Genomic DNA, 19,724 nt, shown 5'->3' on the forward strand with positions numbered 1-19,724 from the left:
CGTCAGGTAGTGAACGTGACCACATTTCCTGCATCGCGCTTCAAGCTTTTGGTGATCAGCCAGATCACCGATACGGATATTTTGCTTCCAGCTCCTCATCACCAGAAATCCTCCGCGGATGGAATGCGCGTGTAGCTTATCTTGCCGCCGACGTGTCCGCCCGCCGGCGGCCGCCACGGACCGAGACTGACAACGGTACCGGCATAGCGCGTGTTCAGATTGTCGATCGCGTTGCTGGCGCTCTCCCAGCGCCGGCGCGTGCTATCGTCATTGAGGAGTAAGTCGAGCTGCCGCTCGTGCGACGGAGATAGATCGTAAAGAGTGACCCCGATCCGGAATATCGTTATTCCTCGCGGGTGATCGCGGCGAACCTGGTCCCACAGCTCTGCCAGTCCGGAAAGGATTGCCTGGTCATCGTTGACAACCGGCAGATGACGCTTGCCCATCCATGAGCCGGCCCGGATCGACAGCCATAACCACAAGCCGCCAGCATAGAAGTTTTCCCGGCGCAGCCGCCGTGCCGCCTTGATCAGAAGCAGGCGCGAAATCTCGCGTGCGCCGGCAAGCGTCCGCGCCTCCGGCGGAAGGACGCGGCCATGTCCGAACATCCCGCGACTCGATGCCGGGGCCTGAATGTCGTAACCGTGCAGCGCGTACCAGAGCCGTTCTCCGGTGACATTACCCCACAGCTTGCGCATGTGTTTCGGCTGAAGGTTATAGAGCTGTTCGGTCGTGTAGATCGACGACCGGTAGAGCCGCTTCGCCATATTGCCGCCGACGCCCGGAATATCTTCCATTGCCACCTCAAGCAGCGGCGCCGGCATGTCTTCAGGTCGCCAGATGGCGAGCCCGTCGCCGTATCGGCCGCCGCTCCGCTTGCCTTCCTTGCATGCGATTTTCGCGAGCTGGCGATTGGCGGCAAAGCCGATCGAGCACGTGATCCACGGGCCGACGTTCTCCGCGATCGTCGCCTTGATCGCGGCGGTCAGGCCGTGGGGGTCCGCCCGGCCGGCCTCATCGAGGCGGCACGTCAGCTCGTCGATCGACTTGGCCGTATCGATCGGAATAACGGTTTCGATTTCCGACAAAAGTGCATTGTGCGCGCGGCGATAGAGGTCCGGCTTTTGAGGCACCAGCACCAAATCCGGACAGAGCCTCCTTGCCTCTTCGATCGGCATCACGTTCTTGACGCCGAAGGCTTTCGCTTCGCGCGAGCAGGCGATGACGGCCGTCCTGGTCGTTCCCGCAAACGGGACGACGCCGACCGGCCGACCTCTCAAACGCCGATCGCATTGCTGTTCGACCGACGCGAAGAAGCCATCGAAATCCAGATAGAGGCGTTCGATCGTCTCCGGTTTGCGCATGTTTGCTCCTGTCGATGGGAACAAAAGCAGAACACCCGCATATGGTTCCTCGTCAAGAGGAATTTTTTCTTATGCGTTGTATGAACCTTCGATCAGGTCTCGCGCATGAATCGCAAGCCTTTGTCCGTCAGGCCCAGAGACGTCAAGCTTCCTTGCGTCAACACGGGATGCTGAACCATCGCAAGCTTATGATCGAGCAGGACGCGGATGCGTCGCCACGGTAGGTCGAGTTCTTCGCCACGCACGATCGCCGTCATGTCGGCCATGGCATCGCGGCGTTGAGGGTCCGTCATTGGCGGTGCTTCATACTGACCGAATATGCTCATGCGGTTTCTCCTTCACGCCCCTGGTGTCTTCAGAAACGCTCGTTATTGTCCTCTTCATAGCCAGGATAGTCATCTTCCTTGGCGTAGTATTCCGCCGCGTCATACGTGCTCGTCTTCTTGAAACGGTTCGCCAGATTATTATCAACCGCAGCAAGGCGTGACAGGCCGTGAATTTTCAGGCGGCACGCCACGCACTCGAATTGGCTCGGCAGGTAATCCTGCGTTTCGACGACCAAGCCTTGCTCAGCATCCAGCTTCACAACCGCGGGCGTAATCGCCTCGCCCTGAACAAGTGCGATCGACGTGCAAGCAGGACAAGTTACGCGATGTCCCACCTGCCGCATTGCCCATACCTTTGCCAATTCCACCAAAGAAGAACGCTCGTCATCGCCCAAGGCGAGCCATTCCTTTCGGTGAGCCTCGACGTCGGCCAAAACCGCCTTCGCGCTCTTGTCTGCCTCCGCGGCAATGAGCTTTTCCGCAACCTCAGCTTCCGAGCCGTCGATAAAGTCCGTTAACGTCAGACCCATCGTCGCAAGGAGCGCCTTGCATGCCGCATAGAATTGCGGTTGCCAGGAAGAGCTGGCAATTCCCTCAAACACCGCTTCGCCTGAATGAAGTTCGCTGTTGCGCCGTCCCGTGTGCACCACACAGAAGCTATGGTTCTCCGAAACAAATAATTCCGGATAGATCCCGGTCAGCCGCTTGAACACTTCCGTGACAGTGATCGATTTTGGCGCGGTTTTACCCTCATTTGGCTCAAACCCGAGCGCATGGTACAGGTTGGTCCAGTTTTTATCATTGTCGGCAAGCAAGGCCGGGCTGACATTTGACAGGGCGGCCCTGCCCAGTAGTTCCAGAGCCAGGCTGGACCAGAGCGCCTGCTCCCATCCGTCGGCAGAGTCCGCCATCCGTTCGGCATAGCGCAGCGCTTTCGCGAACAACGCTTCGGCATCCCAGTTATCAGGCGTCGGCCCCGGCTCAATCGTCTTCTTCAATGCAGCCTCCCCAAATACACGCGCTCAAGCCTGCGTCCCTCGCAACCGGACGGGACCAGCGCTCGGGCATGGAGCATGCGCCAGTTATCAATGACCAATGTATCGCCTCGCGTCGCGAGCGCGATCGGCTGGCACACTCGGAGACGCATCGCCTCCCGGAATTGCGCGGAGCCCTCCTCTCCGGCTTTGCTGGCGGGCTGTATAAATACCTCATCCCATCTCAGGATGGCACCCTCTTCCACCGGCTGATAGATTCGCAGCAGCGGAAGTTTTCCCTGGACCGGACGGCGCGGCCGGACGATCGCCCGTGCGAGAAGGTCAAGTCCGACGCTACGGGCCAGCTCGGCCCCGTCAATCAGCATTGTCGGCACTTCCCTGAAGCCGACGACACAGCGCAGCATTAGGTAGCGCGGCGGCGCGCGCCAGTGCGCCATGTCGGTATGAAACGGAAAGCCCTGGAGCCCGTAGAGCCCGCTATAGGAGTTTGGCGTCGAGGCTTCTTTCGCGGCCGGCGTCAGGGTGTGCACGGGATCGCCGTCGCCAAGCGACAACGGCTCGCCGAACGACGCGGCCACATCGCCAGCCGATCGCTCCGGCCGCCAAGCCGGCATCAGGGCATAGCCGCGTTCGAGCACCTGGTCCCGAAGGCTGTTCATCCAACCATCCGTTGCTGATTTCTCTGTCAGCACGATAGCCGGATGCCACCCTCACGCGCAATCTCACTTTTGCCAGCGGAGTTCGCCGGCGACGCGGAGCGCTACATACTCGGAGCGGCGACGGCGAACGGGCGGTCTCCGGCCGATACTACATGGAACCGCATGCCGGGGGCAGTCGGTCCCGGTTTCCGTCCTTCGGTCGGCGCTATGCTAAACCTCCTGCGGCTGCCCTTTAACCGGTCAAGCGGTGCGCGAACTGGCTTCGGCCGCTGCGCCGCCTTCGCCTGGTATGCTCATTGTTTCCTTCAGTGGGGAAAGGGCGCTCGGCCCCTCTCCCCTGCAAGGGGAAAATCGGCCTCCCCGTCCTTCCTGCGCTCGCCCGGCTCGCTTCGTGCAGGATCGACGCGGATCCGCATCCGCGGATTTGCGTCGCCCCTTCGGGCGGGCGATCCCCCTCCGATTTGTCCCCTTGCCCCCCTCTCCCCCGCTGTTCCGCACGAGCTCGGGGAGCAGGAGCGGGGCTCCTGCCCCTTCGGGCACGAGACCGCTTCGCGGGAAAAAGGGAAAGGGAAGTATCATGACCGAGATCATCACCATCGCATTGAACAAGCTGGACGCCGATCCGAAGAACGTTCGCAAGACCTACAGCGCCGAGGGCGTCGAGGCGCTGGCCGCCAACATTCGAGAAGACGGCTACCGGCTGTTGCAGAACCTCGTTGTTCGCAAGGGCGACAAGAAGGGCCGCTATTTCGTGACGGCGGGCGGCCGCCGCCTTGCCGCACTCAATCTGCTGGCTAAGGCGGGGGAGATAGCTAAGGATTTCCCCGTCGAGTGCAAGGAGCGCGAAGGCGAGATCGCCACGGAAATCAGCCTTGCCGAGAACATCTTGCGCGAGGACATGCACCCGCTCGATCAGTACGAGGCATTCGATGGGCTTGCCAAGCAAGGCAAGGATGTTGCCGATATCGCGGCCCGTTTCGGCACGACCGAAATGGTCGTTCGCAAGCGGCTGGCGCTCGCCCGCGTGTCCCCGGTGCTGTTGCAGCTTTACCGTGATGAGGACATGAGCTTTGCGCAGCTATCGGCCTTTACAGTCAGCGATGATCACGAAAGGCAGGTGGCGGTTTGGAACGCGCTTCCCTCTTGGAACCGCGATGCGCAATCGATCCGGCGAGCGCTCACAGAGGAAATGATTGCCGCCACGGATAAGCGCGTGCAATTTATCGGCGGGCTGGCGGCTTACGAGCAAGCAGGCGGAGCGGTCAAACGCGATCTGTTCGATGACCGTAACGCCGGATATGCGACGGACGCCGCCTTGGTCGAAAAACTCGTGGCGGAGAAGCTCGAGGCGTCCGCCTCGAACGTTCGCGCCGAAGGCTGGCAATGGGTGGAGTGCTCCGCAACGGCCCCCGCTGGCTATCATGCCCTGAAGCGCCACTATCCGGAGGCGATTGCTCTTTCGGAGGAAGATCAGGCCGCTCTTGATGGCGCACAGACGGAATATGACGAGCTTGCCGAGTTGATCGAAAACGGCGTGGCCGACGACGAGGCAGAGACAAAGCTGGCAGAGGTCGAAAAACGGATCGACGCGTTCAATGCCCGGACCGAAGGCTACAGCCCAGAGGCATTGGAACAGGCGGGAGCCTTCGTTTTCCTCGATTATTACGGTCGGCTTGCCATCGAGCGCGGTTTCGTAAAGCCGAATGAAGGCGCCGAGACGGAGGACGAGGATGATGAGGGCGATGGCCAGCCGAGCGGCAAGGGCACACAAGCGCCTAAAGTCCCGTCTATCAGCCATTCGGCTGCTCTGATCGAGGACCTGACGGCTCATAAGACTGCCGCGCTGCGCATCGAACTGGCGAACAATCCGGAGGTCGCCCTTGTTGCCGTCGTTCATGCGATGCTGTTGCGCGTGGCCTACCCGTACAATACGGAGCAGAGCGCCCTTCAATTGTCGCTGACACACGAGCGCTTGGAGCCGTCGATCAAGGACGCCGAAAGCTGCAAGGGGCTGGCCGCCTTCAATGACCTTGCGGACAACTACGGCCATCACCTGCCCGGCAATCCTGCCGATCTGTTCGATTGGCTCTTGGAGCAGCCGCAGGACAGCGTGCTTGCGCTGCTTGCGTTCGGCGCGGCGCACGCGGTCAATGCGGTGGAAAAGAAGTTCACGGACCGGAAAAAAGGCATCGAGCAGGCGAACCAGCTTGGCCACGCGCTCAAGGTGCATATGCCGGATTGGTTCGAGACGACGGGCGACAGCTATTTCAAGCACGTCAACCGGACGACCATTGAACTTGCGGTGGCCGAGGCAAAAGGCAGTGAAGCGGAATTGTCGGTGAGAGCCGCGACCAAGAAGTCCGAGGCGGTGACGATCGCGGACCGCCTTGTCAACGGCAGCGGCTGGCTACCGGCTCCTGTTCGGATATCCTCACCCGAACAGACCGACGAGGGCAAAAGCTCCGCCGAACACGAGCAGTTCCCCCAAGCGGCTGAGTAATTCAGTCGCTGGGCCGGTCACGTTACCCGCGTGATCGGCCCTCCCGCTGTTTGGAGCGCACCGATGTTTGCGGGCAGGATCGACCTGCCCGCAATCATCTTGAGGGGAGGCCCGAATCCCCTCCCCTCAAACTCCCCTTCCCGCCCGGATTCGGATGGCGCGATTTCGTATTTGTGTTGATGAGGATATGAAAAAGAGGATATGATAATATCCTCGAAAGGATATGCCGCCATGCCGCTCTACATCAAGGATCCCGAGGTGGACAGGCTCACCGAGGAGCTTATCGGTCTCACGAAATCCAGCAAGGTTGAGGCGGTCAAAGCCGCGCTCAAGCACGAGATCGCCAACCACAGAGGTAGTCTGCCAATGCGCGAGCGGCTTGCCAAGTCCCTTGCCATGGCCCGCGAAGCTGGCCCGTTCGCTCCCGGCGACCATAAACGCGAAACAGATGAAATGTGGGGCGAAGACTGAATGCTCTTCGTTGATGCCTCAGTCGTCGTCGCGATCCTCGCCCAGGAGCAAGACGCCGCCGAACTCATGGGCCGGTTAGAGCGGGACGGCGGTCCTTATTACATGTCAGCCGTGGTCCGTATGGAGGCCACCCTGTCGCTGACGCGCAGGTTGGCCGAGGCAACCGGCAAGGACAAGCCCGCCACCGCCGAAATGATGGAGATCGCCCGCCGCCTGGTCGATCAATTTGTTGCCGATCTGGAAGCGCGAGAGGCAATGATTTCCGGCGATGTAGGTAGCAAAGCTCTCGATGCCGCTCAGCAGTTTGGAAAAATTGTGAATCATCCGGCAAAGCTGAATATGGGTGATTGCTTCACCTATGCCTGCGCCAAGGCTTACCGCATGCGGATTGCTTACAAGGGCGATGATTTCGGCCAGACCGATCTAGGCTGGTAGAATCACCGAAGCCCTCCGATTCCTCAGTCGGTCGCATCCTGCATCATTTTGCTGCAACATGATATGCCGGAGGCAGCCTATTCTGTGTCGGCACTAAGCGCGAAACCCTGAAAAACCAATACATTGCCGCTACAGACCGCACCTTAAGCGATTATGCGTGTAGCACGTTGTTGCGCCATTATGCTTTATGGCGCTATGTTTCCCAATCAGCGGAATCAGCGCGATTCCGGAACTGACATTCTGACCATATTTACGGAGAAGACACACCGACCAGAAAAGAAGAACCGCTCCCGAAGAAATCCGGAAGCGGTCTGTGAGTCGATAAATTAGCCAAGTCACTTCTCGCAGACCCTCCCTTCCCTGTCAATAATGAAAGCACCTTTTCGGTGAACGGCGAAGCTTTCCCTGGTCTCAAGACGGAGACAAGGAATGGGGAATACCCAAACGAATCAGCGGCTAAACGGCCGCCGGATAACGCCGCGGCGTGCCCACTTCTGCCGGCTGGCAGAGTCGGCACGAGTCGGGACGATTACGCGCGCCCAATTGGCCGTACTTGTTCAAAGCCTTCCGTGCATTGGCCTGATCAATGGAACCGAAAGCCATTTGCTGGTAGCTCTGATCAACACGGCTCAGGCCGATACATTCGACAAATCGGGCCGTCCGATCGTGTTTAAGTCCAACCAACAACTGGCGTTTGAAATCGGCCGGTCGGTCGGTCGCGTCAGCCGCATGTTGTCGCGCCTGTTCGACGCTGGCCTTATCACCATGCAGGACAGCGGGAACTACAAGCGCTATCCCATACGCAACGGCGAAGGCGAGATCACGGACGGATGCGGGATTGACCTGCGAATTCTGATCGTCCGATATGCCGAACTCGATGAATCGGTCAGGCAGGCTCGCGCCGAGAAGAAGGCCGCAGATGCGGCTTTGCGGCGCTATCGGGGCGCGCTGCGCAAAGCGCGCCAGGCCCTCGCGGTCGCCGCCGAGCATTCCGAACGCGCTTTGGCCCGTCTTGCCGCCCGCATTGATCGCGTCAGCGATCTTGTCGGGATTGCCGGCAAGGCCTCAAGCCGGATGTTGCGCCGAGCAACAGCCCTTCTGGAGTGGTTGGTGGAGCGCTTGATGCAGCTTCCGTGCCGATCGAAAGACGCGGTTCATTCGCAGAATATGACATGCCCGCATGTCGAAAACGACATGCACAAACAGATTACAACCCCTGATCCAATTGCAGAGAGTAATGATGAAAGGCGTTCGGCTACCGCCGAACAACTCAGCTTGCTTAAGGCTGGCTCCGCCAGCAATAGGGCTTTTGAAGAAAGCCTGGGGCGACGCGGGAGCGAAAGCAACCAGCCGCAGCAGCTGCCGCGGGTATTGGTGGCGTTGCAAGACGTGCTGCGGGCGGTGCCAGCGCTGAAGACCTACGGCTTTGCCCCCACCAGTTGGGCCGACTTTGCGCGCGCCGTGCCCCTGATATGCCGGTTTGCCGGGATCTCCGATGATGCCCACCGCCGGGCTGTCGAGGAGATGGGCGAACAGCAAGCGGCTGTCGCAGTTGCGGTGACGCTCGAGAAATACGAGCGGCAGGAGGTCAGCTCGCCGGGAGGCTATTTACGGGCCATGACGGACCGCGCAAGAGCGGGCGAATTGCATCTCGCCCGCTCCATCTATGGGCTTGCCGCCCGAAATTCCATGGAGGTTACACATTGAGACGCAATGCCCTATCGACGTTTTTAGTAACTCTTTTGATCAGCCACAGCACTGTGGAGGCCGCCGATATGTCCGGCCGAGCCCGTGTGATTGATGGCGATACCATCAGCATCAGACAGCAGCGGATCAGGATCGCGGCCATCGATGCTTGCGAGCGCGATCAGACCGGCTTGAAGGATGGCAAGGTCTGGCGCTGTGGCGCCGCGGCCCGCAGCTATCTTGGAAAAATGATCGACGGTCAGCATGTCCGTTGCGACATCATCGACCAGGATCAGTATCGCCGCCTCGTGGGGCAGTGCTTCATCGGGGACACCGATATCGGCCTTGCGATGGTGAAGGTCGGACTGGCGGAAGCAATGCTACGGTATCTGCCGGCTGCCCACTCAATCAGCGAGGTCGAGTACGGCCAGGCCGAAAACAGCGCCCGCGATCACGGTTTTGGCATGTGGTCTGCAGAGATCGAAAGTCCGTACGACTACCGCCGGTCGAAATCTTCCAGAATTCCGTGACGGAAATAGCCGACATAGCGCGATGGCATCGGACGGATTGCGAGCCATATTGCTTCACGATTCGGGCGAAAAGCCGAATTTTCCGTTGATCTGACCGGATTTCTGAATAATATTGGCGCGGCCTTTGCGGCTTTAGGCTGATGACGAACAGGAGGCGCGTTGCCAGAATCGGTCAGGTCTCACCCCTCCAAGGCGGTTGCTTTTGACGCTCGTTCGCACGTCGACGCGGTTAGCGCAAAGCGGACGACACAAAAATTTCCCCGCCTTCGGCTTCCTCGCGATACAAATTTTTGCGTCCTCTCGCCTCCTCCGCTCACGCTCCGGCCTACGGTGCGCACCGCTTTCCGCCGTGCCCTTGGAACGATCATCGCAACCACCAAAGAGGAGTGACTGACATGACCACCACCAACTACATCCAGTTCGACGCCGACAACCTCGACACCGCAAAAGGCGCAGGCCTCATCTCCACGATCGACCGCGACCTGGACATCAAGGCTGTCCCGTTCACGTCCGACAATGAAAAGGCCCCGACGCACCGCGTTTACGCCAAGTCACCGCGCGGCCATGACATCGAGGTCGGCGGCATCTGGAAGAAGAAGAACCAGGACGGTAAGCCCTACTACACCCTTTCGATCCGGCGCCTCGGCTTTAACGCCAATTTGGGCCGGTTCCCAGGCCAGGACGATCCCACGCTGCAGGCGATCATCGAATGGGAACCCCGCGATTGACCCGCGCAAAGCGCCCGGCGACCAGCCGGGCGCTCACCATCGAAAGGCCGGAAAACCCCGCAAAGTGCTGGATTTCCAGCATTTTTCCTGATAGGGTGGCCGGTAACTGGAGATTTGACGATGAACGTTCATTCCCGCCGTCCGGATCGTTCCCCGGAAGCCGTAGCAAGGCGAAAGAAAGCCACCGATCAGGCGCGAGCTGCCAACATCCGGCAGGGTTACACCTACGATCCTGTCCTCGAAGATGCTACCGCCGCCTACGTCGCTGGCGAGATCACGCGCGAGGAGTACCGTTTACGCGTCGTGCGCGCTCCTGCACAATAAACTCCTTTCAACCCTCTAAAGGCGAAAAGCCGCCTGCTTACTGCAGGCGGCTTTTTGTTGACCTTGGCCATGGCAGACGAGCAGTCCAAAGGCGCCTATACCTATCCCAACACCTCCGATGATCCGGATCGGAGGGATGTGCTGCGCAACAAGTTCGGTATCCAGTCGCACTCGGAGCTGCGCACCGAAGAGTACCGTGCGGCGGCTTTCCGTATGGCGGAAATCGCCGAAGGTGATGGCCCGTCCGGAAATTTCGACAAGCAGCACCTGAAGGCAATTCACGGCTACATTTTTCAGGACGTCTACGAGTGGGCCGGCCACACACGCAACGAAACTCCGATCGTTGACGGCCAGCGCGTGGAGCCGATTGGAGGCCTGTCCAAAGGCGGCACCTCGTTCCTGCCCGGTTCGCGCATAGAAATGGGCCTGGATGAGGCCCTGAAGCCGATTCGAGATCCGCAAGCCCTTCGCAATGCAGCTCCAGAGGAATTCGCCGACAGAGCCGCGAAGGCTCTCTCCGAGCTAAACTATGTGCATCCGTTCCGAGAGGGAAACGGGCGCACGCAAGAGGCCTTCGTTTCGGAGCTCGGCCGCCGATACGGGCACGAGATCGATTTCACCGTCATCAGCAAGCCACGCATGATCGAGGCGTCGATTGAGACCACCAACGATCCGTCGAGTCCAGCAATGAAACATGTGCTCGAGGATGCTATCAATCCGAACCGACGCGAAGCCTTGCGCGCGGCCTTTGCCGACCTTGAAGAGCTTGGTGAGAAACCTTTCGAGCACAATATACGCACCGCCCGCGCCGGCGAGGAAATCAGCGGCCAGGTTCTCGGACACGACAATCGCATAGCCACCTTCGTAACCGATCAGGGTATTGTTGCTGCGGATCGCGCAGACTTGCCCGAGCGCCTGCCGAATGAGGGCGAAGAGATCACCATCACTGCTCGTTCGGACTTTTCCCGGCTGGAGCGTGCGGAACCGGCCCAGGAGCCGCAATCGCAGCTGCAACCCGCCAGGCAGCTGCAGCAGGACTATAACCCGGAGCTCAAGGCGATCGAGGCGCAAATGGCGGCACAGCGAAGCCCTGAGCGCGATGACGGCGACCGCGGCCGGTGACGAACTCCGGGTTCAAGCTGCCAGATGCTATCTATTTCGGGAGGCGCCCAGTTCTGCGCCCTCCCTTTCCGTCGGATGATTGACGGACAAGCTACGATAGCCCCTCCCCCACGCAACCGCTGACGCAGTCCTCCACTTCGTTGCGGCCCTTTGGGTGCATGGGCTCGCTTCGGCTATCTCCGTTTTTTGCCGTCAACCAACGGAAGGAGACGGCAGTGCAGAACATCAAGGACACCTACCAGCGCATCACAGACGCCATCATTGAGCAGCTTGAAGCCGGCACCAAACCGTGGATCCGTCCCTGGCGCGGAAACAGCCGCGGCTCCCTCATTCCGCGCCGCGCAACCGGCGAAGCCTATCGCGGAATCAACGTCCTGATGCTGTGGCTCGCAAGCGAGCTTGCAGGCTACGAGGAAAGCACCTGGATCACATATCGCCAAGCTCAGGATCTCGGCGGCCAGGTCCGAAAGAACGAGAAAGGAGCCCTCGTCGTCAAATACGGCACTTTCACCCCGAAGGCGCGCGAAGATGATGACGAGCGCTCAATCCCCTATCTCAAAGGCTACACGGTTTTTAACGTCGAGCAGATCGAGAATCTGCCGGAGCGGTTCTACCGCCCAGCTGAGGAGATGCAGGCAACGACGATACCGCTTCTGGAAACCGTCGAAACATTCGTCCGCAAAACCGGCGCCGCGGTCACATACGGCGGAACAATGGCTTGCTTCCGTCCCGCAGTCGACGATATCCTCATGCCGGACCGGGCACGGTTCGCGAGCGAAGTTCACCTTTACTCGACCTTGCTGCACGAAATTTCACACTGGTCAGGCGCAAAGACTCGCCTAGACCGTGACCTGAGTGGCCGATTCGGCAGTGAGAGCTACGCGATCGAGGAGCTCGTTGCGGAGCTTTCCGCTTCGTTCCTGTGCGCTGATCTTGGTGTCGCGCACGATCCTCGCGACAATACCGCAACTTACCTTGAGAGCTGGCTCAAGGTGCTGAAGAACGACAAGAGGGCGATCGTCACAGCAGCCGCGAAGGCCCAAGCGGCCGCTGATTTCCTCACCGGTCTGCAATCGCTGCAGCAGAGCAAGGTCGCCTAGCGGCCTTCGCTCAGTTTACAAAGCCTCTGCCGCTTGCTCCCCAGGCGTCATGCGCTTCAAGAGGCGGATCAGATCGCGCGTGGTGTCCGGTGGCAGTCGTTCAATTAGCATCGTCAGCGTTCGACGCTCTTCCGCCTCTTCCGGCGTCTTACCCCAAAGGTGCGGCGCAGCTTCAAAGATCATGTCTATGGGCATGAAGCCCATGAGCTCACAGAGATGAATCAGGCGGGGAACGGTCATGCGCGATTCCGCGCGCTCATACCGCCCATAAACGGACACGGAAAGACCGAGCAAATGAGCCAATTCCGCTCGGGAGAGATTTTTGGATTCACGAATGTCCTTGAGAAAATTCGAGATCCGTTCGTCCATTTCTTTTGCGGTTTGGATGCCGTCGAAGCCGGACTTCCGATAGACCGGCCTCTCTAATTCCGGATCGTTTGTTTCAATTAAACCCCGTGCGCTTTTGTAGCTGCTTAGATCAATCACGATCCTTACCTTTATTGTATGAAATACCGCCCTCAGCGGCCACTATGCACCAAATTGAAGCAATTTGGCACACCCCCCTCCTCCTGAATCACAGCGGTTTTTCCTACCTATTTGGGGGGAATTATTAAAATGCGAGTTCCCAGAGGCAGTGAATCGAAATGCTTCAAGGCATGGCTGGATGTGGTTTCCTAACATTGTCCGCAAAACGCAAAAAGGCAATTAGCGATTTTTCACGGCTACCATCTTCCAACCATCTGACTTCGCTTGAAAAACCGCTTCAATTTGCGTTTCGCCTTCGATCCAGTCGAGCCGTGCCATCAGCGCGCAAGCCATCTCGCCCTGCGAAATTCGGATACAGCGGTTAACGCTCACCTTTGAACCAATGCCATGCTTTTTTAAGTCCCATTTGGATAAGTCGAACAGCTGGGCTTTGGCTTCATCGTCGGTCGGCCATGTAGCCTTTTCGGCTTCGGCCTGCACGATCTTCAGTTGAGGCAAAATGGTTTCAGAAATGTCTCCTTTCCGGGCGGCCGGGCGGCCGAGGTGAGGCGCAATATAGACACCGAGCACGCAGCCGAAAGCTACGCCGAGCAAAAAACCGCGACCGATCATCGATGACTTTTCCATTTTCCGTGTGGCAAAGGCCGCAGTTGGCGGTGCTGCAGCTATGCAGCGGCGCGTTGTAAGACGTGTCTGGGAAGGTGCATAGGCATGGCAGCTACGGCACAATTGGAGCTTTTTAGCAGGTGAATATCACCGGTGGAACTTCAGTGGGACTTCTTTCCTCCGACTGTAGAATCATCGTGCATTGCCGCAACTAAAGCTTATTAACCTTTTGTTAATCCTATTTTCCTTGCGACAAATAGGGAATCGGGGCATTGTCACGATAATTGATGCCATTTTACAAAATTATCGTGACTAAGAGCGGATTCCGAAATGAACGTGAAAATGGCCACTTCCGAGAAAGTGCCGGGTTTTGCCGATACAATACTTGAACAAGGTGGCGACATCTCGTCGAAGCTTGACATGCTGCGGCGGGAGAAGTTCCCGCCGAACGCACAGAAATCTTTGCGCCAGTTTTCCTTGGCCGAGGTTGCCGATTTCGTCGGTGTCTCCCAAAGCTATCTTAAGAAGCTTCACCTAAAGGGCAAGGGTGTTGAGCCGACCACGACCTCGACGGGGCGGCGATACTATACCGCCGACCAGATAAATGAGCTCCGGACCCTGCTCGATCGAGTGCCTCACCGCAAGGAACATGAACGGCTACAGGTAATAGCGGTAGTGAATTTTAAGGGGGGCAGCGGGAAGACCACCACGTCTGCGCACCTGGCTCAGTATCTGGCATTGCGTGGTTACCGCGTCCTTGCCGTCGATCTCGATCCGCAGGCTTCATTGACGGCGCTCTATGGCATCCAGCCGGAGCTCGATGAGAAGGCGTCTCTCTATGAGGCACTGCGCTACGACGACGAGCGCCGGTCGATCACGGAGGTAATCCAGCCGACGAATTTTCCGACTTTGGACATCGTTCCTGCAAATCTCGAACTCCAGGAATACGAGTACGAGACGCCTATCGCCATGCAGCGAAAGGATTCGAGCGCGGGCAAGCTCTTCTACACGAGAATCGGTGACGCACTCGCCGAGGTCGATGATCGCTACGATGTCGTCGTGGTCGATTGCCCTCCCCAGCTCGGCTACCTGACGCTGACGGCCCTGACGGCGGCTACGTCCGTGCTGATCACGGTTCACCCGCAAATGCTCGACATCATGTCTATGTCGCAGTTCCTCCTTATGCTCGGCAATATTTTGAAAAGCGTCGAAGCAGTCGGCGTGAACGTCTCGCTCGACTGGTTTCGCTACCTGGTAACCCGCTACGAGCCGACGGACATTCCGCAACAGCAGATGGTCGGGTTTATGCAGAGCATGTTCGCCGCCCAGATGATGAGGCATCAGATGGTCAAGTCTACGGCGATCTCAGACGCCGGGCTGACCAAGCAAACCCTTTACGAAGTCGAACGCTCTCAATTCACGCCTTCTACCTATGACCGCGCCCGGGAATCAATGGACGCAGTCAACGCCGAAGTGATTGAGTTGCTGCACAAGGCCTGGGGGCGTCGAAATGGATAGGAAGAAATTGTCAGCCGTACAAACGGCAATTTTCTTCAATGAAATCAACAAACGTGGGAATCCGTGATGGCTCGAAGGGATGTTTTTGCAAATATCACCTCGCCTCAGAGCGAGGTTCAGGAGCGAAAGGCGAAGCCTGAATACGCGGCGCGGGGTGCCTCCCGGTCGATGATTAGCTCATTGAACGAGCTGGCTGAGAAAGCCGCCCGCGTGGACCAGAATCTTGCGGGCGAGCTTGTTGTCGAACTGGATACGGCGGACCTCGACAGCTCGTTCGTTTCGGATCGCATGGCTGACGACGATGCTGCCTATATAGAGCTTGTTGAAGCCATGCGAAATCGCGGACAGGATTCGCCCATACTGGTGCGCCCTCACCCTTCGCATGACGGCCGATACCAGATCGTTTTTGGTCACCGTCGCGCCAGGGCAGCAAAAGACCTCGGCCGGAAAGTTCGTGCAGTCGTCAAGGAAATCTCGGACGCCGATCACGTTATTGCCCAGGGCCAGGAGAACTCAGCTCGGCGGAACCTGTCGTTCATCGAGAGAGCTTTGTTTGCTCAGCGCTTGCTCGATCTCGGTTACGACAAATCCACGATTCAGTCCGCTCTTGCAACCGACGCTCCGATGCTGACACGCATGCTATCGGTATCCAGCCGGGTTCCGGAAGCGGTGGCCTTGAAGATCGGCCCCGCTAAATCCATCGGCCGGGATCGTTGGATTGATTTCGCTCAACGGATCGAGAAGCCATCGACGAAGGCGCTAGTCGGCAAATTTGTCGATGAAGAGAAGTTCAGCACTCTCGAATCGGACGCCCGTTTTGAACTCCTCGTGGCGGAGATTAAGAAGGCCGAACAGTTGCCAAGGGAGCCAGCCGATAAGGGTGAATGGCGGGCAACCGATGCGTCGGTGAGAGCAGAGTTCAAAGGGACCGGCAAGAGCTATTCAATCGCCCTCAAGTCCGATGAGGCTGGCAAGTTCGGCCGCTTTATCGCGGACAATTTGGAGCGATTGCACCAAGAGTTTTTGTCATCAACCAAGACTGATGAAAGGTAGACCCGCAAAAGAAAAAGGCCCCCAAACGACCAAGTCGTGGAAGCCTTCCTCATATCTGTAGCAAGATCGAGAATCGCATTTCCACGAATCGCAGTCAAGAGTCCTTGAGCGTCATTTTGGCGAGCTGATTTCTTTTGCCTTCTAAAAAGGTGAAGGAAGATGGAGAGTGGAAGTGTGACGACGCCGTTTGGGCGGCGGGCGATGACGCTTGGCATGTTGGCAAGCCAACAGATTGCGGAGACTATCGAACCCGGAACGACCCGGAACAAGTGGAAACTGTTCAGGGCGATTTGCGAAGCACGGCCAGCGCTTGGCGTTACGGATCGCGCCTTGAACGTCCTCGACGCTTTGCTGACGTTCTATCCGGACAATGAGCTGTCAGAGGATCGCGGGCTGATCGTGTTCCCGTCGAACGCACAGCTCTCGATCCGCGCCAAAGGCATGACTGCAGCCACGCTAAGACGGCACCTGGCTGGCCTGGTAGAAGCCGGGTTGATCGTTCGAAAGGACAGCGCCAACGGGAAACGTTACGCACGCCGAGACAGGGCAGGGGCGGTCTCAGAGGCTTTCGGCTTCTCGTTGGCCCCCTTGCTTGCGCGGGCGGCCGAGATAGAGGCCTTGGCAGCCCAGGCGGTTGCTGATCGCGAGCTGATGAGGATCACACGGGAGCGCCTGACAATTTGCCGCCGCGACGTCGCCAAGCTCATTTCCGCCGCCCTCGATGAGGGCGCTGCAGGTGATTGGGAGAAGATTACCTGCATATTTCGTGAGATCGTAGCACGCCTTCCTCGGGCTCCCGGGATTGAGCATCTGACTTCGGTACTCGATGATATGTCGCTGCTTCGTGAAGAGATCGTCAATCAGTTGGAAACGCTCACGAAAGTGAAAAAAATAGACGCCAAAGAGTCTCAAATTGAGCGCCACATACAGAATTCAAACCCCGAATCCATTTCTGATCTTGAACCAGCTTCCGAAACGAAGCAGGGGGCAAAGTTGGCGGCTCGCATCGGGCAGCAGAGCGTGCCTCTGGATGACCAAGTAATATCGGCTACCCCTGAGGGGGCAAGGGGAGGGGAGTTGCGAGCCGGAAGGTGCAAGCGACCGCTAGGTGAGGATGGTGAACTGAAATCGTTCCCGCTCGGATTGGTCCTGCAGGCTTGCCCTCAGATCTCCGACTACGGCCCAGGTGGACATGTGGGCAACTGGCGAGAGCTGATGTCGGCCGCCGTTGTTGTCCGATCGATGCTCGGCGTCAGCCCCTCGGCCTATCAGGATGCCTGCTCGGCAATGGGACCGGAGAACGCAGCGACCGTGATGGCCTGCATCCTCGAGCGCGGCGGCCACATCAACTCGGCGGGTGGATACCTGCGTGATCTGACACGGCGCACCGAAGCCGGGGAATTTGCGATTGGCCCAATGCTCATGTCGCTTGTCCGCGCTAACAGTTCCATCAGACGGCAGGTGGGTTAAACCGGATGTCGCATGGCGCCATTTACTTCAGGCAAAATGGTTTCTGAGATCACTCTCATGGCGGCAGTCGGACGGCTGAGGCGAGGCGACGGCCAATCATCGATCAATATCCGTTGTCTTTGAGGAACTGATCAATTGCGGCCTTCATGATGACGGTCATCTTCACGTCGTTCTCGATAGCGGCTTTCTCCAACCGTTTCTTCGTCTCGTAATCCAACGGGCAGTTGACGTAGTGCTTGGATTCGCGATCGCGTGCCCTCTTCAGGTCACGCAAGCGAACTCTAGAATCCTCACGCTGCAGTGCTTTGCTCACTGCCCGCTCGCGTCGGGCCTCTTCAGTCGGCGCAATGAGATGGCTCGCAGGTTGGTCAACACTATGCGACAGAGGCTGATTTTCAATCCTCGCATCTTCTGTCGGCACGCTGGGAGCCAATGTAGCAGTGTCCTCCGCAGTCGACTGGTTTATCGGACGGCTACGCCGCGGCGCGACTGCAAAATCAGATACCGTTGTTTGCCCCTTAGCCATTGGCCGCTACCTCTTTCTGTCCCAAGAGCAGTCCTTCAATGTTCTGAACTAGGCTCATCACTTCCGCTCGCGCTTTTTTTACGGGATTCGTGAGTTCCAGCATCTGCAGAGTGCCGTAACCGTTTCGAATCTCGCGGTAGCAATTTCGCTCCATGAGTTCAGTATCGAGCAGGTAGGAGTCATAACCACCTTCCTTTAAATTCTGCACAAAGGGCCTGATCAGCCGATACGCTTCCAGCATTCTGGCTGGCAACGTGATCCTGGTGACAAAGTTGGCGTGCGGGATCACCCGCCCAATTTTGTCGGAAATATTGGCCGTGTCGGTCGCGGCCTGGCCCGCCGCCTTGATCTCATCTTGGTTTGGCTGAATTGGCGTCAGCACAACATGGGACCCGGCGATAATGGTGTCCCTCAGGACGGTGTCTTGACCGGGCGTGTCCATCAAAACGACATCGAATTTGTTCGCCTCGTTTTCCAGGACCTGCTGGACGGTAGTTTGACGGGCAGCCGTTATGAGCTCGATGTTATCAGGCAGGTTGTCCTTTGCTTCACAGCGCTTCCACCATTCCTGCAGATTTTGGCGGCCGTCTGCATCAATGAGAAGGACACGCTTTCCCTGAAGCGCATATTCCCCGGCAATCAAGATTGCCGCCGTTGTCTTCCCTGCTCCACCTTTGCCGCTCACGGCCGAAATGCATAGAGGCATATGTGGCATCTCCTTTTTTAGCCGATGAGTATCTCGGCGGCTAGCTGGGTGTTCGTGCGGCTGTCCCATGTCGTGAGCGCACACATGATGTGAGCAATCGCTCACACGGTGTCGCAACATGCTGCTACCATACGGTGTAGACGATCTCTGCCATTAAACCAAGCCTGCATCATGTGAATAATCATCCACGTGATGTGTCGATAGTTTCATGTGACTACATCGTGTGGAGGCTCAGTGTTGCTAACTCGTGTGGAATATTCACACGATATGGTGGCCGCAAGATGCGGCCTGAAGCGCCGGCAGATCAGTGAACCCCGGAGCCGCGTAAGGCCGGCTCTGACGCTCGCACGGAAGCGGCAAGGGCGAAGAGCGAAGCGTCCCTTGCGGCTGAGTACGAGGGTCGGACAAAGGCCTTCAGGAGCGGATTTCGGAGGTGAACCCTGGTGAGCGTTCCTACGAAAAACAACCCGGGCGAAGTCCCGGTTCTAAAAATCAAAATGGCGAGCGAAACAAGTCAAACTCGTAGTGCTGTCTCGTTGATTTTCCCCGTAGTGAGGTTGGCAGGATACGGAAAAATGTGCTACGCCCTTTTTCCTACAATCGAGGGACGAGCCCTCGATCACCTGACGCAAGCGCCAGTAGGGGGCCAACGGCCAAATGGATGACGGGAAATTCAACGCTCTCCTTGAGCCGGCCAAGAAGGATCGCACTGTGCATGTGCGTGTCACGGTTGACGAACATGCGGGGATCGAGAAGGCGGCCGAGGATGCCGGCATGACGGTATCCAGCTTTTTCCGGTCGCTGCTATTGGAGGGGGCAGGCGTCCGGCCGATCCTGACGGGGGATGACCGCCTAGTGATGGCGGCTTTGCTCGAAGACATGCGGATGATCGGAATCAACCTCAACCAGGTTGCAAGGGCGCTCAACAGTGGCCGGGGCGTCCATCCAAGCGAGCTGAATATCAACCTCGAAAACGTGCAACGCATTCAGGCGGCGGTGATGAGCGAGCTTCGCTCTATGTCGCGACGGGCTGGTTATCAGCGTCGAGGGGAGAAGTAGCCGTTGGAAATCTTCTTCGGCGCATTCACCAGCGAATGGGAGCAGCGGCGCGCAGCGCTG

The 19,724-nt window shown here is 58.2% G+C and carries 21 protein-coding genes; 13 read left to right on the forward strand and 8 right to left on the reverse strand.

The annotated features are described in order from the left end of the window. Window positions 1-98: 98 nt before the first annotated feature. The 4 genes from ILFOPFJJ_RS30075 to ILFOPFJJ_RS30090 all read right to left on the reverse strand — a co-directional run bounded on the left by ILFOPFJJ_RS30075 (window position 99) and on the right by ILFOPFJJ_RS30090 (window position 3,377). Window positions 99-1,364, reverse strand: coding sequence for a Y-family DNA polymerase (locus ILFOPFJJ_RS30075; RefSeq protein ID WP_173514159.1), 1,266 nt, complete (start codon window positions 1,362-1,364; stop codon window positions 99-101). Between the two features lie 92 nt (window positions 1,365-1,456). Further along, window positions 1,457-1,690: a hypothetical protein gene (locus ILFOPFJJ_RS30080; protein ID WP_173514160.1), complete on the reverse strand. Its 234-nt coding sequence runs from the start codon at window positions 1,688-1,690 to the stop codon at window positions 1,457-1,459. A 29-nt stretch (window positions 1,691-1,719) separates the two neighbouring features. Further along, window positions 1,720-2,688 (reverse strand): hypothetical protein, encoded by a 969-nt coding sequence (locus tag ILFOPFJJ_RS30085; RefSeq protein WP_173514161.1) that lies wholly within the window; start codon window positions 2,686-2,688, stop codon window positions 1,720-1,722. Then, window positions 2,685-3,377: a Fe(II)-2OG oxygenase family protein gene (locus tag ILFOPFJJ_RS30090; RefSeq protein ID WP_312032756.1), complete on the reverse strand. Its 693-nt coding sequence runs from the start codon at window positions 3,375-3,377 to the stop codon at window positions 2,685-2,687. The genes ILFOPFJJ_RS30085 and ILFOPFJJ_RS30090 overlap by 4 nt, the downstream gene beginning before the upstream one ends. 544 nt (window positions 3,378-3,921) lie before the next feature. On the opposite strand from ILFOPFJJ_RS30090, the gene ILFOPFJJ_RS30095 reads away from it, so the two are divergent. From ILFOPFJJ_RS30095 to ILFOPFJJ_RS30135, 9 genes are all read left to right on the forward strand, one after another. After that, window positions 3,922-5,844 (forward strand): ParB/RepB/Spo0J family partition protein, encoded by a 1,923-nt coding sequence (locus ILFOPFJJ_RS30095; protein WP_173514162.1) that lies wholly within the window; start codon window positions 3,922-3,924, stop codon window positions 5,842-5,844. A 231-nt stretch (window positions 5,845-6,075) separates the two neighbouring features. Then, window positions 6,076-6,315 carry a type II toxin-antitoxin system VapB family antitoxin gene (locus ILFOPFJJ_RS30100; protein WP_096771613.1) on the forward strand — a complete coding sequence of 80 codons (240 nt, stop codon included), beginning with the start codon at window positions 6,076-6,078 and terminating at the stop codon, window positions 6,313-6,315. Then, window positions 6,316-6,750, forward strand: a complete 435-nt coding sequence (locus tag ILFOPFJJ_RS30105) for a type II toxin-antitoxin system VapC family toxin (RefSeq protein WP_096771595.1) — start codon at window positions 6,316-6,318, stop codon at window positions 6,748-6,750. A 429-nt stretch (window positions 6,751-7,179) separates the two neighbouring features. Then, a complete protein-coding gene (gene repC / locus ILFOPFJJ_RS30110) occupies window positions 7,180-8,457 on the forward strand; it encodes a plasmid replication protein RepC (RefSeq protein ID WP_173514163.1) in 1,278 nt (425 codons plus the stop codon). Beyond that, window positions 8,454-8,966, forward strand: a complete 513-nt coding sequence (locus ILFOPFJJ_RS30115) for a thermonuclease family protein (protein ID WP_245424603.1) — start codon at window positions 8,454-8,456, stop codon at window positions 8,964-8,966. The genes repC (ILFOPFJJ_RS30110) and ILFOPFJJ_RS30115 overlap by 4 nt, the downstream gene beginning before the upstream one ends. A 395-nt stretch (window positions 8,967-9,361) precedes the next feature. Continuing rightward, window positions 9,362-9,694, forward strand: coding sequence for a DUF736 family protein (locus ILFOPFJJ_RS30120; protein ID WP_096771598.1), 333 nt, complete (start codon window positions 9,362-9,364; stop codon window positions 9,692-9,694). A gap of 120 nt (window positions 9,695-9,814) precedes the next feature. Beyond that, entirely contained in the window at window positions 9,815-10,018 is a 204-nt protein-coding gene (locus tag ILFOPFJJ_RS30125; protein ID WP_173514164.1) for an antitoxin VbhA family protein, read from the forward strand. Window positions 10,019-10,087: 69 nt separating this feature from the next. Beyond that, entirely contained in the window at window positions 10,088-11,140 is a 1,053-nt protein-coding gene (locus tag ILFOPFJJ_RS30130) for a Fic family protein (RefSeq protein WP_173514165.1), read from the forward strand. A gap of 215 nt (window positions 11,141-11,355) precedes the next feature. Further along, window positions 11,356-12,240 (forward strand): ArdC family protein, encoded by an 885-nt coding sequence (locus ILFOPFJJ_RS30135; protein ID WP_097596250.1) that lies wholly within the window; start codon window positions 11,356-11,358, stop codon window positions 12,238-12,240. 15 nt (window positions 12,241-12,255) lie between these two features. On the opposite strand, the gene ILFOPFJJ_RS30140 is transcribed toward ILFOPFJJ_RS30135, so the two are convergent. Together ILFOPFJJ_RS30140 and ILFOPFJJ_RS30145 are read right to left on the reverse strand one after the other, a co-directional pair. Further along, window positions 12,256-12,726, reverse strand: a complete 471-nt coding sequence (locus ILFOPFJJ_RS30140) for a helix-turn-helix transcriptional regulator (RefSeq protein ID WP_097596251.1) — start codon at window positions 12,724-12,726, stop codon at window positions 12,256-12,258. A gap of 219 nt (window positions 12,727-12,945) precedes the next feature. After that, complete coding sequence (locus ILFOPFJJ_RS30145; protein WP_173514166.1) at window positions 12,946-13,338, reverse strand: hypothetical protein; 393 nt, start codon at window positions 13,336-13,338, stop codon at window positions 12,946-12,948. 324 nt (window positions 13,339-13,662) lie between these two features. Here ILFOPFJJ_RS30145 and repA point away from each other — a divergent pair, with 324 nt between their 5' ends. From repA to repC (ILFOPFJJ_RS30160), 3 genes are all read left to right on the forward strand, one after another. Next, window positions 13,663-14,850 carry a plasmid partitioning protein RepA gene (repA, locus tag ILFOPFJJ_RS30150; protein ID WP_096771604.1) on the forward strand — a complete coding sequence of 396 codons (1,188 nt, stop codon included), beginning with the start codon at window positions 13,663-13,665 and terminating at the stop codon, window positions 14,848-14,850. Window positions 14,851-14,916: 66 nt separating this feature from the next. Beyond that, window positions 14,917-15,903, forward strand: coding sequence for a plasmid partitioning protein RepB (repB, locus tag ILFOPFJJ_RS30155; protein WP_173514167.1), 987 nt, complete (start codon window positions 14,917-14,919; stop codon window positions 15,901-15,903). Between the two features lie 159 nt (window positions 15,904-16,062). Next, entirely contained in the window at window positions 16,063-17,373 is a 1,311-nt protein-coding gene (gene repC, locus ILFOPFJJ_RS30160) for a plasmid replication protein RepC (protein ID WP_173514168.1), read from the forward strand. Window positions 17,374-17,476: 103 nt separating this feature from the next. On the opposite strand, the gene ILFOPFJJ_RS35475 is transcribed toward repC (ILFOPFJJ_RS30160), so the two are convergent. Together ILFOPFJJ_RS35475 and ILFOPFJJ_RS30170 are read right to left on the reverse strand one after the other, a co-directional pair. Beyond that, entirely contained in the window at window positions 17,477-17,899 is a 423-nt protein-coding gene (locus tag ILFOPFJJ_RS35475) for a hypothetical protein (protein WP_246299909.1), read from the reverse strand. Further along, window positions 17,892-18,605, reverse strand: coding sequence for a ParA family protein (locus ILFOPFJJ_RS30170; protein WP_173514169.1), 714 nt, complete (start codon window positions 18,603-18,605; stop codon window positions 17,892-17,894). Before ILFOPFJJ_RS30170 ends, ILFOPFJJ_RS35475 begins: the two co-directional genes overlap by 8 nt. 657 nt (window positions 18,606-19,262) lie before the next feature. Here ILFOPFJJ_RS30170 and ILFOPFJJ_RS30175 point away from each other — a divergent pair. Then, the gene (locus tag ILFOPFJJ_RS30175; RefSeq protein ID WP_173514126.1) at window positions 19,263-19,664 is read left to right on the forward strand and encodes a plasmid mobilization protein; all 402 of its coding nucleotides are present in this window, start codon (window positions 19,263-19,265) and stop codon (window positions 19,662-19,664) included. Window positions 19,665-19,724 lie beyond the last annotated feature (60 nt).

The organism is Sinorhizobium psoraleae, from assembly GCF_013283645.1.
Lineage (GTDB): Bacteria > Pseudomonadota > Alphaproteobacteria > Rhizobiales > Rhizobiaceae > Sinorhizobium > Sinorhizobium psoraleae.

Excerpts from the sequence above, each read along its gene's own strand:
- ILFOPFJJ_RS30075 (WP_173514159.1), bottom strand. The coding sequence starts at position 1,364 with ATGCGCAAACCGGAGACGATCGAACGCCTCTATCTGGATTTCGATGGC.
- ILFOPFJJ_RS30080 (WP_173514160.1), bottom strand. The coding sequence starts at position 1,690 with ATGAGCATATTCGGTCAGTATGAAGCACCGCCAATGACGGACCCTCAA.
- ILFOPFJJ_RS30095 (WP_173514162.1), top strand. The coding sequence starts at position 3,922 with ATGACCGAGATCATCACCATCGCATTGAACAAGCTGGACGCCGATCCG.
- ILFOPFJJ_RS30100 (WP_096771613.1), top strand. The coding sequence starts at position 6,076 with ATGCCGCTCTACATCAAGGATCCCGAGGTGGACAGGCTCACCGAGGAG.
- ILFOPFJJ_RS30105 (WP_096771595.1), top strand. The coding sequence starts at position 6,316 with ATGCTCTTCGTTGATGCCTCAGTCGTCGTCGCGATCCTCGCCCAGGAG.
- repC (WP_173514163.1), top strand. The coding sequence starts at position 7,180 with ATGGGGAATACCCAAACGAATCAGCGGCTAAACGGCCGCCGGATAACG.
- ILFOPFJJ_RS30120 (WP_096771598.1), top strand. The coding sequence starts at position 9,362 with ATGACCACCACCAACTACATCCAGTTCGACGCCGACAACCTCGACACC.
- ILFOPFJJ_RS30125 (WP_173514164.1), top strand. The coding sequence starts at position 9,815 with ATGAACGTTCATTCCCGCCGTCCGGATCGTTCCCCGGAAGCCGTAGCA.
- ILFOPFJJ_RS30130 (WP_173514165.1), top strand. The coding sequence starts at position 10,088 with ATGGCAGACGAGCAGTCCAAAGGCGCCTATACCTATCCCAACACCTCC.
- ILFOPFJJ_RS30145 (WP_173514166.1), bottom strand. The coding sequence starts at position 13,338 with ATGATCGGTCGCGGTTTTTTGCTCGGCGTAGCTTTCGGCTGCGTGCTC.
- repA (WP_096771604.1), top strand. The coding sequence starts at position 13,663 with ATGAACGTGAAAATGGCCACTTCCGAGAAAGTGCCGGGTTTTGCCGAT.
- repB (WP_173514167.1), top strand. The coding sequence starts at position 14,917 with ATGGCTCGAAGGGATGTTTTTGCAAATATCACCTCGCCTCAGAGCGAG.
- repC (WP_173514168.1), top strand. The coding sequence starts at position 16,063 with ATGGAGAGTGGAAGTGTGACGACGCCGTTTGGGCGGCGGGCGATGACG.
- ILFOPFJJ_RS35475 (WP_246299909.1), bottom strand. The coding sequence starts at position 17,899 with ATGGCTAAGGGGCAAACAACGGTATCTGATTTTGCAGTCGCGCCGCGG.
- ILFOPFJJ_RS30170 (WP_173514169.1), bottom strand. The coding sequence starts at position 18,605 with ATGCCTCTATGCATTTCGGCCGTGAGCGGCAAAGGTGGAGCAGGGAAG.
- ILFOPFJJ_RS30175 (WP_173514126.1), top strand. The coding sequence starts at position 19,263 with ATGGATGACGGGAAATTCAACGCTCTCCTTGAGCCGGCCAAGAAGGAT.